Genomic DNA, 13,612 nt, shown 5'->3' on the forward strand with positions numbered 1-13,612 from the left:
ACCGAGTAATATCGCAGCTGCAAAATTCCCTTTATCTTTTCCTAGCTTTTCTATTAAATTATTATAAATATAAGAACGCACACTATAAATAAAGCTATCAAAATTTGTCTCGTTACGTTCTATAATTTGTGGCTGCGACATCGCATAGCCGTTTGCTCCAATATCCGATAGATAAGCGTAAAACCCGAAATCATACCCCCCGGGGAGTATACTATTTTGCGGCTTATAGAGTTTAGCTAGCAAGGTAATTCTGTCATTTACCCTAATTTCTTTTATACTCGATGGACCCCCAAAATTGGCTACGTCGTCTTTGTAAGCCCTCGGATGCTCACGTACTTCTGTACGCTCCGCTCCTCGGCTTACAGACCGATTACTCCTTTCCAAGTTGATCTTCATATAATCACTCTGCATTTCACTAGAGTATATATACTTTCTCGGTATACTAATTTTAACTTTTTGTAAATTACGATTAATTTTTTCAATCTTAATGTTGTTTAATACTACTTGCCCTCCTATAATAGTTGGTTTTATCGATTCTATATTGCCGCTAATTTTTGTTATTATTGGTTTATGAAGTGTTTCGCCGTGTAAATTTGTCACACAATATTTAGAGATAAATACGCCAAAAATAAAAGCAATAATCATCCAGTAAGTAAACTGTAAAAATATATTAGAATTTCTAGTAAAGGTTAATATTAGGCAAGCACAAAAAATGAAAAAAATTGTTGTAAATGAAAGCTCAAAATCAAGCGAAAAATAAACAATAATACCGTAAATAAAACTAACAAAATACCAAATATTTAAATTATTATACTCTGCTTCCAAAGTTATTTTAAAACATTGTAGCATTTTCAATCAAAAGTTAAAAAATGCATTATACATTATATGTTATATTTATTATATTTTCAATAATTAGAATAAAATTCTCTCGTAATTATAAGTTAAGATAAATTAACTTATATATTGCTTTTATTAACTTATTTATTATAATGCTCGACGTTTATGTATATAAAATTTTAATTTAAGTTGAGATATTTATAATGAATAAGTTAACAGAACAAAATTTACTAAAAAAATCAAGATTTTTAAAATATTCTCTGCTTACCTCTATTTCAGTAGGGGCGGTAATGGCAATGCCTGTTGAAGGAATGGCGATGAATAAAGAAGCATTTCGCACCGAACTCAGTAAGAAATTATCGCTAAATAAAGATACGACAAATACACCGCAGCAGATAGGAACAGTGATTGTACCGGAACCGGAAAGAAACACATATACTTCATCTGAAATAAGAGAAATGGAAATATCTAAGCAATCTAAAGCATTTAATCCATTAAAAGATATTCCTATAGAGGATCATTATAAAGTGGTAGCACATAGTAAGTCTGATGTCGGGAAGGCAAGAAAAGCACGACCAATTACTAGACGCAAAGCATTTGTAGGTGCTGAAAAAGTAGAGCAGAATCAAAATAATTATAATCCTGAACCAACAGAGCAAACGCCTCAAAAACCAGAAATTATAATAACAGCGTCTTCGCCTACTGTTAGCCCAGCTTCAAATGGCTTTGTCACTGCACCTAATACACCAAATACTACTCTGATATCACCGGAACATTATACTACGGCACCTGGTACTCCGTCATCAACACCGGCTACTCCGTATCAGCCTACTCTAGATTCTAAACCAAATGATAATTTAGGAGCTAAGACACCACCAAACACAAACTCAAAGGCAGTACGAAGATTATCGTTTAGTAGCGAGCCACAACAGACAGTACAACCTAACACACAGGCTAAACCTCCGGTTCCTCCAAAACCTCTATTGTTGAGCAGTGCTGAAGTTGCAGCGAAGATGGTAAGTAATATATTAAGAGTTAATGAGACGTTAGGAATCAAGTTAGCTGAAGTAGAATCGACAATTAAAAATACCCAAGGCAAAAAAAATAAAAAACCGTTACAACAGCTACAAAAACAGATAGTTTCATCACAGAAAAAAATAAAAGCACTAAAGTTAGAAGCTGCAGAGATAGGAATAAAAATAAAAGCATTAGATGAAGAAAATAGGAGTCTGGCCAGTTGTAACAAAAAGACAGGAGGAGTAAAAAATAAGCGTGAATTGGATAAAGATAGTGCAAAAGTAAAAGAAAATAATAAAAAAATAGATGAACTTCAACAAAAGTTAACAAATAAAAACGAGGAAGCAAATAGTTTATCTAGAGAAATAGATGTTTCAGTAGGTGGGATAGTTTTAACAAAACCCCAAGGAAAAGCTCCGGTTACGGAGATGCCGCCGGCTGGGTCATTCTTAAATCAGCAGCAACAACTAGAGGTGCTTACTCAACAGCAGAAAGTCAATGCTGCTAGACAAGCTGTAGTCGATAAAAGGAGAGCGGAAGCAAATGAAGTAAGAAGAAATAGTGCAGAATACAAAGATCTAGTAAGTGAAAGAGAGGGAGTTCAATTAGAGCAAAATCAACGACATATTGTTGTAGAAAAAACAAAAAAACAGCAACAAGCGGAGGATAAGCAAAGAACTGAAAGAGAAAAGAAAAGAAAAGAAAAAAATCATCAAAAAGAAAAAGCAAAAGATATAGTAGAAATCAGGGAAGATATTGCAAAAAAAATGCAGCAAATATCAAATGCTAATACAACATCGAACAGGTTGCAAGAATTAGAATTAAAAGTAGGAGCTATAGAGGATAAAAAGCAAAGACGAGAAGCACAAAAACAATTATCGAAAATAAAGAAGCAAGAAAAAGCTATAAAAGCGGCGGCAGATGAAGCTCAAAAAATATTGAATGATGCAAAAAAGGAAGCAAGTAGAACAAAGCTAAAAAAACTGCAAGAGCAAATGGGCAATCATGTTGCAATGGTAACAAATGATAAGATTGAAGAAAGTATAAAAAAACTAGAGGGACTAGTTCTTACTCCGTCAACAACTTCTTCTACTGCTACTATTTCTAAGCAGTCGCTAACAGCAAAGTCAACCATGCCATTAAGTCATGAGCTTCAGAGAACTTTGCCGGAGGATGAAGATGGGTACTTAGAGCCAATAAAAGCTCAGCCTAAAATTAATAAAAATCTAGAACTTTTTTCGGAATTATGGCGTGAAGATAACTATGATCCATTCCTTACAGATTTGGGGAATCAAATCTTTAAAGGAGAACAAGAAATACAAAAGTTAGAAGAAGAGAAAAAAATATTAGAGGACAAAGTTACTCCAAATAGTTTAAAGGATAAACCACTAAGGCGTTCATCTTCAGCTAGTAGCTTAAACATATTTGGTAGTAATGAAGATTTATCATGGGATAATACAGGAGATAATATAGGAGTAGGTCATAGATATGGAGCTGAGGATAGCTGTCCAACTCCGGATCATTCAAGCTCAAAGATAGCCAATAGTAGTGATAAAAATTCAAGTGAAACTAAATTAGCTCTTCTACAGGCATATCAAATGGCAGTAATAGTTAAAAGGCAAGAACTAGAACAATTGCCAAGTACAAGCTCAGGAGCTGCTCAAATCGTTCAGCAGATTGAAGTGCTGAGAGAAGAAGAAGTAACTATGCACGATACTATAAATGCATGTATAGCAGATTCATCAAAATTAAATGATGTTTCTTTTGAAGAAATAAATGAAGCACTTAAGAAATTGGGTTCAGAAATTCCTGAATCAGCTATTAGTGATTTTGAATCTAAAGCCCAGAAAGATCCTGAAGCTATTTCAGATGGATCAATATTACAGGAAATGTTAAGTTCAAAAGATTCTTTAATTCCTGAATCAGCTATTAGTGATTTTGAATCTAAAGTCCAGAAAGATCCTGAAGCTATTTCAGATGGATCAATATTACAGGAAATGTTAAGTTCAAAAGATTCTTTAATTCCTGAATCAGCTATTAGTGATTTTGAATCTAAAGCCCAGAAAGATCCTGAAGCTATTTCAGATGGATCAATATTACAGGAAATGTTAAGTTCAAAAGATTCTTTAATTCCTGAATCAGCTATTAGTGATTTTGAATCTAAAGCCCAGAAAGATCCTGAAGCTATTTCAGATGGATCAATATTACAGGAAATGTTAAGTTCAAAAGATTCTTTGCCATCAGGAGATGAAGAACAAGAAGACACAGAAGTAACAGAATCTGGTATTCAAAAAGCAGGAGATAAAGGGTTACTTGCACTACCTGTATCAAGTAATGAGTGTGCATTAGCATTAAGTGACAGTAGAGAAAAGGAATGTTTAGCATTAGACGATGGTAGCGAAGATGAAGAAAGTTATGATTCAGGATTTGAAGAGGAAGAAGAAATAATAGAGCAATTATCCGATTCCGATGGGGGTAACCTTAAAATAACGGAAGTTGATATGGCTATTCCTCTTGAACAGAAAGCAAAAAAAGAAATGCAAACGCAAATTTCAGAAAATGCTCCTACTTTAAATCAAGCTAAAGTTGTTAATACTATTGTAAATAATATGATTCGTAACAGATTAGATGCATCTATGAATATGTCTAATAATATGGTAGCGGTAGGAGCTGGTGATGAAGAAGAGTCTCGTATAAAAAGAGGTTTGTGGATGCGTGGTATGTACGGCACTAATAATCATGGACGCGTAGAAAATATGACCGGTTATAGAGGTACTAACAAAGGTGCTACTATTGGGTTTGACGTTGAAATCGACAATAATATTCTAGGTATAGCTTATAGTAATGTTCATTCAGTATTTAAATTTAAAAATAGTAAAAATAATGACAAAGAACTTATTGATAGTCATGTGGTTTCTATTTACGGACAAAAAGAATTACCGAGGAATTTTGCACTACAAGCTTTAGTATCTGCTTCTAAAAACTTTATTAAAGATAAGACAACTTATTCATATGGTGATACTAAAATTAGAAGTAATGTAAAACATCGTAATCATAGTTATAATGCGGAAGCATTACTGAATTATAATTATCTTTTGCAGAACAAGCTTGTTATTACCCCAAATATCGGCTTAAGATACGGGAAGTCACGAGACGGGATATATAATGAAACCGGTATTAACATACAAGAAATAGCTCTTACAATGAAAGAGAATAATATATTGTCCGGAATTGTCGGTACTAAAGTCAAAGTACCTTTAAAAGATGTTCTAAAATTTAATAATTTAGGTCTAACATTCCAAGGAGCGGTAGAACATAATTTTAAAGAGAAAACCCAAAGAATAAATAGAGTTGTTAAAATATTTGATAATACATTCAAACAGGATTATCTAATACCGAAGCAACCGAAAACATCCTATAATTTAGGAACGGGTATTATAGGTAGTATCAAGAATACTACTATTTCTTTGGATTATAATTATTATCTTAATAAACATTATAGAAGCCATCAAGGTAGTGTTAAGCTTAAGGTAAACTTATAATTTTTATACTTGCAATATTTGCAAAGTTGTTGTATAAAACTTCTAACTTACTGTCATGCCGTAGATTAATTCCATCACTGTCATACCGTGGCTTGTCCACGGTATCCAGAAAAAAACTAAAAATACTAATATTAGTATTTTTAACTGGATTCTGTGAATAAATCACGGAATGACAACAAAAAAACTGAGCTGGTCGTAGCCACGGTATGACTAATATATCTATTTGCCTACTTTCAAAGTGAAGGCCCCTTCGTCTAGCGGTTAGGACACCACCCTTTCACGGTGGGAACACGGGTTCGAGTCCCGTAGGGGTCACCATTCTATATTTTCCTATAAACTCATTATCTCAAATAATCTAATTTTAAATTCAGAATAAAAATAATAATTGAAAGTAATAACTTTTAATTTATAATACTTCAAAAAGTTTGGTTGAAAACGCAAAGTTCAGTTCAATTAGAGCTAAGTATATTTATGAAAGCAGATGTGTTTTCTTCAAAAAATCCGGTTAATACAAGTGATTATCAAACAATTATAGCGTGTCTAGAACAGAACGTCCCTTCATTTATTCATCTAGATTTTAGCAATCTACATTTAACGCTTCCGCAGTTAGAGGAAATAGCCGCTAAAATCCAAAATAATAATTTTATCGGTAATGTAAGCTGGGGCAAGATGCCTAATGCTTCTAGTGAGCTTGTACAAATCCGAAATGAACAATTAAAAGACTGGAAACTATTTAAAATATTTAACAAGCCTAAAATAGGCAGATATTATGCAGTAGCATATATAAATGAAAATACAAAATATGCTGAAGAGAACAATTATAATTTATCTTTTACCGGTTATTCTTTAGGTGCATGGCTTGCAGAGCTTAGTTTATATTTTGCTCATAGAGATTTTCATTATCAAAAAGCAAAGGCAATCACATTCGATAGTCCGGGTTCGGCATTAACTATAAAAAGCTTTAAGTCAAATGTTCATAGTTATAAAACTGATTTTAATACGAGAATCCTAAATATAACTACTTATTTATCTGCACCGAATTTTGTAAATGTCTGTAATTCTCATATTAATAAGGCATATAGATTATTTCCTGAAATTACTGCAAAATATACAAGTAAGATAATAAATATATTAAATAAAACACCGCTAATTAAAAACTATACTCCCTTGTTACATGGCGTATTATCATTATCCGGTTATTTACTTGACCCAATACTAGATAGTTTTGATCCCAAAACCGGTAAGCCGGTAAAATATGAACAGATATTAGATTGGCCTCGCATAGAATATAATCCTAAAGATAACACACTAATAAATAAGGCACTTGATTTTATACCTTTAGCAAGCAACCTAATATATAAAAATGCTACTGCAGCGACATTTGGAAGCTTCTTAGAGGTAATCGATCAGCTTATAAGCGGTAATATTGCAACCGGACAATTTTTAGAGGTTTATAAGCATTTAGAAAATAATGCAGCACAAGGATACCCATCAAAAGAGATCATAACCTCTGAGGGCAAATTTGAACTTTCTTACAAAGGTCATTACCGCATAGAAGAAGTAAATTTGTCTGTAGATATAGCAAATACAAATAATAAGGGCAGTAGTGATTGGTATCTAGCACAGTTGAGCAAATTGAGTATAGATAAAAAAGAAATACCGAATTTAATAAAACAACAGTTAAAAGTAATAAAAGAACTATATGAAATAAAACCTCAATACGGCAAACATTATAATGATAAAAATATAATTAGCAATTTACCGCTTTTATCGGACCATAATCTTATTACTCGTGAAAAAATATTACAAAAAATAGAAAAAGTTTTAAGTGAAAAACAATTCATATCAATCAGTGCTTTCGCTGGAACAGGTAAGAGTACAATATCTATAGAATATGGTCGTAAACAAAGAGATGAAGCAAAGAAAATAGTACGTTTTATTTATGCAGATTCTGCAGATAAAATCTTTGAAGCATATAGGCAACTCGCTAAAGAGTTTGCTATTTATACAATAGGCGAAAAGGAAGAAGATATAATAAGATTAGTCCATGAGAGGATTGCTAATTTAAAGCCGTCTACATTATTTATTTTTGATAACGTAGAAGCATATAAAGACATTGAGCCTTATATTAACGGTATAATTAATATGCCTAGAGATAAGACGCAAGTTATAATTACTACTAGATATAATAATTTAAGTGATAATATAGAAAATATTAAATTACTGCCTTTTAGCAAAAACGAAGCAATTTCATATTTAGTCGAATCTTTAGGTGATAGGTTGAATGAACAAGATATTAGTAATTTATTAGCAGAACTTAGCAGTGAAGATGGTTTTATATTACCGTATAGCTTATCTGAAGCAGTGGCATGTTTAAAGGAAAATAAATTACTTAAAGTAAACGATTATATTAACTATTTGCAAGATAGTGAAGATGATCATCCAGGAACGGTTTTATTATTGCAATCATTAGAAAAATCGCCGGCAGCTTGGCAGATATTGCAATGTTCTGCACATTTAGACCCAGACTTTATCAGTATAGATATTTTCAAAGAATTATTTTTAGTAAATGAAGAAAAACTGCAAGAACCTATAAAAAGGTTAGAAGAATTATCATTAATGAATCTAATACGTCAAAATGGACAAACCGGCTTACAATTACATAGATTGGTACAAGTCACAGTAAAGAGATATGTAAAAAGACATACAGAATTTGTAATATATGAACAAAAAGTTCGAACAGCCCTAATAGAAGTATTAGATAACTTATTTCCTTATTTAACAGGTGTTCCAAACAAAGACTGGGAAATTTCTAAATTATTTTATCCTCATATAGTAAAAATATTAAACAATAATATTGAAATTGATAAGCTCAGAAAAGCAAACTTATATAGAAAGTTAGCTTATTATAATGACTATATATTATATAAATTTGAGAAATCATTAAAATATCACAAAGAAATTTTAAAAATACTACAAAAACTATATAAATATAATCATCCTAATATTGCTCATTCTCTTAATGATGTCGGGGCAGCATATGAAAAATTAGGATATACTAGAGAAGAGCTAAAGTATTTTAAAGAAGCTTTAAAGATGTCGCAAGGTTTATACCAAGGCAACCATCCTGATATTGCTGCCTCTCTTAATAATGTCGGATTGGTTTATTGAAATTTAGGTGATATCTCTAAAGGTCTAAAATATTTTAAAGAAGCTCTAAAGATGAATCAAGAATTATATAAAGGCAATCACTCTTCTATTGCTAGCTCTCTTAATAATATCGGCGAAATTTATATCAACTTAGGCGATATCTTCAAAGCATTAAAATATTTTAAAGAAGCATTAAAAATGTTTCAAGAATTACCTTATAGCAATCCATTTTCTATTGCTAATTCTCTTAATAACATTGGTAAGGCTTATCGAAGCTTAGGCAACATTTCTAAAGGTCTAGAGTATCAAAAAGTAGCCTTAAAGATATCGCAAGATTTATATCAAGGTAATTATCCTTTCATTACTACCTTTCTTAATAATATTGGATTGACTTATCTAGACTTAGGCGACATTTCTAAAGGTCTAAAATATTTAAAAGAAGCTTTAAAGATGAATCAAGAATTATATAAGGGTAATCACCCTTCTATTGCTAACTCTCTTAATAATATTGGCTTGGCATATCAAAACTTAGGCGATATTTCTAAAGGTCTAAAATATCGAAAAGCAGCCTTAAAGATGTTTGAAGCAGTGTGTCAAAGCAATCATCATAATATTGCTATTTCTCTCAATAACGTTGGTAGATCTTATAAAAACTTAGGCATCCCTTCTAAAGGTCTAAAATATCTAGAAAAAGCTCTAAAAATATTTCGAGTAGTGTGCCAACGAAATCATTCTAATATTGCTAGTTCTATTGTTAATGTCAGTTTAGCTTATTATGAGAAATTAGGTGATACAAACAAAGCCATAGAACTTTATAAACAAGCTTATTTAATGTTTATGCAAACTTTAGGAGAACTCATCCTCATACTAAGGAATTAAAAAGTTACCTTGAGAAAAATGCTCTAGAATTTATAAGAAATAATGAAACTAGGGAGTTTATATTACAAAGAGGCGATTTTGAGGAAGTTACTTTAGAAATTAAACAAAAAATACAAAAAAGAGTCTTAAATAAAATATATATTAATGCTGCTAAAGATAAATGGAATAGTAAGTTCTCAATCTTAGGAAATTGTGAGGTGAAAGGCTATTTAGGCGATAGATATTTAGCAAAACAACTAGGAGCTTTAGCAAATGTTAAAAATATAGAAATAGCAAAAATGTTATGTTTTGAAGCAATCTGCTTAGGAGCGATTAACAGCCCTAGCAAAAACTTCGCTTGTGTAAAAGAATTTGCTGTAAGCTATCCTGCATTAATAAACAAAATAGCCACCGAGCATCCTGAATATTTTATTGACGGCTCGATATTACGGGCATGTATTAATGACGAGGCAATCTTAAATAAGTTGCTGGCTGTGGCTATGTAGCTTTATCCTAATCCTGAGGAAAATCAGATTTATCCATTAAATTTTTAGCAATATTACTTTCTGAAAGCTTAGCTGATTGGAAATATTCGGAGACAAGTTTTATCACTTCATCACAAAATTCATCTTGTAGCTCTTTACTTGCAGTTGATTTTTGGTTTTGAATTAACTTTATAGCATCAGATTTTTTATGCTCTAAAAATTCTTCAATTTCTTTAGTTTTTTCTTGAATGATTTTCTTGGTAACTTCATTGCTTTCTTCTATCATTTGAGAGCGTAAAGTTTCTAATTTTTGTATTTGTGCGTTGGTTTGTTCAAAGAGCAAAGCAGCATCTTCTTTTAACTTTTCAGCTTTTAGAACTTTTTCTTGGACTTCTAAAATCTTAGCATCTAAAGAATTTAAAATAGCCTTTTTTGCCGGTCTATAAATTAAATATACAAAAATTACAAAACTAACGGCAAGCCAGAAGCTTTCATCTAGGAAATTCATTATTTTATTTTTTTTACGTTATTGCCTAATTATCAATATCGTCATTGCGAACGACTGCAAGGAGTGCGGCAATCCAGAAAATAATAAAAAATCCTGTAAATCAGAATTTTTTACTGGATTGCTTCGTCAAAATTTTCAATTTTTCCTCGCAATGACGTAGGCTTTTTAAGCTATCTATATCTGCTTTAGTTCCGGCTATTTTTTCAATAATATTAACTGCGAGCTTTATGATTGCTTCGCTTTTATTAGTTCTAAATTGCTTAGCAGCTAAATTTATATCTTCAATATTTTGATTTATAGAGTTTTTTAAATCTTGCTCTAGATTCTTTTTTTTAATTAAAAATTCTGATTCTAAAGAGCCTATTTTTTCTTTTTTTAGCCTATCTATTTCGGTATTTGTTTTTTCTATTTCCTCGCTATAATATTTATTTAGCTTTTCTACTTCTTGGGTTAGCGTATCGGCTTGCGTAATATTATCTTGAATATTTGTCTGTCTATTATTAAAAATTTCTTCGGATTTTGGAGTGATAAATTTATAAACAAAGATATACAATAAGCCGAAAGTAACGATAAGCCAAAAAATTTGTGAATAATAGGTAGCAATATCAAATTGAGGCATCTTATTTAAAAATGAATTTTAAGAAAAAATAAGTAACATAGCAATTACAAAGGAAAAAAGTCCCATTGCTTCAGCAAGACCTGCACCGATCAGAGCCATTCTTTGTAAGTTTTCTGCAGCTGAAGGGTTTCGTGCTATTGAACTAAGTAGAGAGCTAAATATATTACTAACGCCTAGAGCCGCACCGTACATGCCGATAGCCATAAGTCCTATACCAATAAATTTTAAAGAAACCATATCCATAAAAAACTAACTTTTAATTAATCAAAAAATTTTATCTAATTATCTGTATAATAGGCTTTTTGCACAACGAAGCTAATAAAGAGGAATTTGAAGGAAATACGAAGCACAGAACCGCAGCGTACAAAAAAGTACGTGAGGATTCGAGCATCGGATTGACGTACAAATTACCTTTAGAAGCAAGTTGTGTGACAAGCCTAGTGTAAATTAATAGCATCATTAAGATACATACAAGATAAAATAGTAAAAATATAAGCTTGAAGTATTGCAACAAAAATTTCAAACCCAATTAGTATCACCATAACAGGGATTGGCAGAAATTTCAAGTAAATCATTAATGAAACGGTAAAACCGGCTATTACTTTTAATAAAACATGTCCCGCCATCATATTAGCAGCGAGTCGCAATGATAAACTAACCGGTCTTGCTAAATATGTAAACAGTTCAATTACTATCATCAACGGTGCTAACCATAAAGGAGTACCGTGCGGTAAAAAAAGAGTTAAAAAACGTAAGCCGTGTTTTATGAAACCGACTATAGTGACCGTTAAAAATACTAGAATTGCCAAGGTAAAAGTAACGATAATATGACTAGTAGCAGTAAAGCTATAAGGTGTCATACCAAGTAAATTACAGAATAAAATAAAAATAAACAAACTAAAAACTAACGGAATAAATTTGCGTCCTTTTACTCCTATATTCTGATTTAACATATCAGCTACAAGATTATAAACTATTTCAGCACTTACTTGTAATCTAGAAGGTACTAATTTCCGGTTATAAAAAGCTAAGTAAAAATAAGTTAAGGCTAAGATGCTAGCAAGTAACATATAGATACTCGAATTAGTAAAGCTGACGTCAAAACCGAACATTTTGATGTCTATCAATTTTTTGATATCAAATTGTGCTAAAGGGCTATGAGTCATTTCCTTACTTTTTGTTATTCACTTTTTGCCTTATAATGTTAAAGCCGGCAATCATTCCTATTATTGTAAATATAATAAGAAATAAAGGTTTAGAATTAAAAAACTTATGCGTAAATATTCCAATTACGACACCTACCATTGTACCTGAAACTAAATCTACAGCGATAGTGAACGGGCTAATTTCTTGCCGAATTTTAGGATTAGAAAACTTAGGAGTTTTTAAGTCTTTAATTCTTGCTTTGATATCTTTTAGTTTTTCCGTATTCATTAGTTTATCTCCGTCATTGCGAGAATACATTGTTGCGTGGATACCACCCCGTCATTGCGAGGAGTCATAGGCGACGCGGCAATCCAGGAGATAATTAAAAAAATTCTGTAAATAAGAATTTTTTACTGGATTGCTTCGTCAATTACTTCGTAATTTCCTTGCAATGACGGGAAAACTGATCCACGCTCCTTTCAGTCGCTCGCAATGACGATCTATTGTCAAAATTACAAACTCATCTCATTTTTTGCTTTTCTTTCTGCTCCTCTAAAGCTTTATCAACAGCTGTGGAAATATTATCTATACTATAATTTCCGGTTTGTACTCCGTTAACAAAGAAAGAAGGAGTGCCTATAAATTTTGGTGTTTTTGCTACAAAGTTAGTATTAGCAATTAGCGTTTCAGTAATTTTATCACTATTTAAACATTGCTTATATTCTTCCGGAGGAACACCGCCAAGCTGACCTATATCAGTTAATAATTCTCTGTATTTATTGCTATATGCCCATTTATCTTGTTGTTGTAATATGATATTATGAAACTGTACAAAACTATTTATATCACCCTTGCAGCGGGCTAAAATTGCAGCGTCTAAATCTTGTTTTGTAGCAATAAATTCACGAACCACATATGCAATTTTATTAGTATCGATATATTTTTTCTTAAGTTCCGGAAAAATTGTTTGATGATAATAAGCACAATGCGGACAGGTAGGAGAAAAATACTCGACTACTATAACATTTGATTTTTTGTTACCGAGCACCATATCATTATCATCAACTTTAAAAGTAACTTTAACAGGTTTTATTTCAGGATTTTTTTGTTCTTGTGAAGCCGGCGTTGATACTTCATCAATCTGATTATTATCGTTAGCAGGTACTATCGACTCAGCTGCATTTTCAGAATTTACTGCTTCTTGATTTATTTCTTGAGAAGTGTTGTTGTTTTGCAGAGTTTCCTGCCCTATTATTTGTTTCTCTTCTTGGTTCTTATTTTGTGTTTTTTCTTCTGAACAACTACTCAAAAATAATAAAAATATCGGCACGATAAAAATACTTCGCATAACTTTCCCTTAACTATTAACTTTCTCTACAATAAAAGCGTATCAATTTTATTTCAATAAAAATATCTACTTTATAATAGAAGCAAAATGTGCTATGCTATA

At 31.6% G+C, this 13,612-nt stretch carries 9 protein-coding genes, 1 tRNA gene and 2 pseudogenes; 6 read left to right on the forward strand and 6 right to left on the reverse strand.

From position 1 onward, the window contains the following. The first annotated feature begins 1,040 nt into the window (after positions 1–1,040). The 5 genes from BN1174_RS04015 (at position 1,041) to BN1174_RS04050 (ending at position 9,910) form a co-directional block, all read left to right on the forward strand. Positions 1,041–5,396 (forward strand): autotransporter outer membrane beta-barrel domain-containing protein, encoded by a 4,356-nt coding sequence (locus BN1174_RS04015; RefSeq protein WP_040256713.1) that lies wholly within the window; start codon positions 1,041–1,043, stop codon positions 5,394–5,396. Positions 5,397–5,639: 243 nt separating this feature from the next. After that, positions 5,640–5,714 (forward strand) — tRNA-Glu (locus BN1174_RS04025). Between the two features lie 111 nt (positions 5,715–5,825). Continuing rightward, entirely contained in the window at positions 5,826–8,567 is a 2,742-nt protein-coding gene (locus BN1174_RS13080) for a tetratricopeptide repeat protein (protein ID WP_408005870.1), read from the forward strand. A gap of 51 nt (positions 8,568–8,618) precedes the next feature. Beyond that, a complete protein-coding gene (locus BN1174_RS04045; RefSeq protein ID WP_040256717.1) occupies positions 8,619–9,425 on the forward strand; it encodes a tetratricopeptide repeat protein in 807 nt (268 codons plus the stop codon). A gap of 197 nt (positions 9,426–9,622) precedes the next feature. Then, positions 9,623–9,910 carry a hypothetical protein gene (locus BN1174_RS04050; protein ID WP_231555785.1) on the forward strand — a complete coding sequence of 96 codons (288 nt, stop codon included), beginning with the start codon at positions 9,623–9,625 and terminating at the stop codon, positions 9,908–9,910. Between the two features lie 7 nt (positions 9,911–9,917). Here BN1174_RS04050 and BN1174_RS04055 read toward each other — a convergent pair whose 3' ends face one another. From BN1174_RS04055 to BN1174_RS04065, 3 genes are all read right to left on the reverse strand, one after another. After that, the gene (locus BN1174_RS04055; RefSeq protein ID WP_040256719.1) at positions 9,918–10,397 is read right to left on the reverse strand and encodes a F0F1 ATP synthase subunit B; all 480 of its coding nucleotides are present in this window, start codon (positions 10,395–10,397) and stop codon (positions 9,918–9,920) included. 100 nt (positions 10,398–10,497) lie between these two features. Beyond that, the gene (locus BN1174_RS04060) at positions 10,498–11,016 is read right to left on the reverse strand and encodes a F0F1 ATP synthase subunit B family protein (protein ID WP_040256721.1); all 519 of its coding nucleotides are present in this window, start codon (positions 11,014–11,016) and stop codon (positions 10,498–10,500) included. 18 nt (positions 11,017–11,034) lie between these two features. Continuing rightward, positions 11,035–11,259 carry a F0F1 ATP synthase subunit C gene (locus tag BN1174_RS04065; protein WP_010420727.1) on the reverse strand — a complete coding sequence of 75 codons (225 nt, stop codon included), beginning with the start codon at positions 11,257–11,259 and terminating at the stop codon, positions 11,035–11,037. Positions 11,260–11,306: 47 nt separating this feature from the next. Here BN1174_RS04065 and BN1174_RS08800 point away from each other — a divergent pair. After that, a pseudogene (locus BN1174_RS08800) lies at positions 11,307–11,453 on the forward strand (palindromic element RPE1 domain-containing protein); the annotation flags it as partial. On the opposite strand, the gene BN1174_RS04070 reads toward BN1174_RS08800, so the two are convergent. From BN1174_RS04070 to BN1174_RS04080, 3 genes and pseudogenes are all read right to left on the reverse strand, one after another. Continuing rightward, positions 11,454–12,182, reverse strand: coding sequence for a F0F1 ATP synthase subunit A (locus BN1174_RS04070; RefSeq protein WP_040256725.1), 729 nt, complete (start codon positions 12,180–12,182; stop codon positions 11,454–11,456). It lies immediately after the preceding pseudogene. A 4-nt stretch (positions 12,183–12,186) separates the two neighbouring features. After that, positions 12,187–12,450: an AtpZ/AtpI family protein gene (locus BN1174_RS04075; protein WP_040258001.1), complete on the reverse strand. Its 264-nt coding sequence runs from the start codon at positions 12,448–12,450 to the stop codon at positions 12,187–12,189. A gap of 224 nt (positions 12,451–12,674) precedes the next feature. Beyond that, a pseudogene (locus BN1174_RS04080) lies at positions 12,675–13,510 on the reverse strand (DsbA family protein). Between the last annotated feature and the right edge of the window lie 102 nt (positions 13,511–13,612).

Source organism: Rickettsia hoogstraalii, from assembly GCF_000825685.1.
Taxonomy (GTDB): domain Bacteria; phylum Pseudomonadota; class Alphaproteobacteria; order Rickettsiales; family Rickettsiaceae; genus Rickettsia; species Rickettsia hoogstraalii.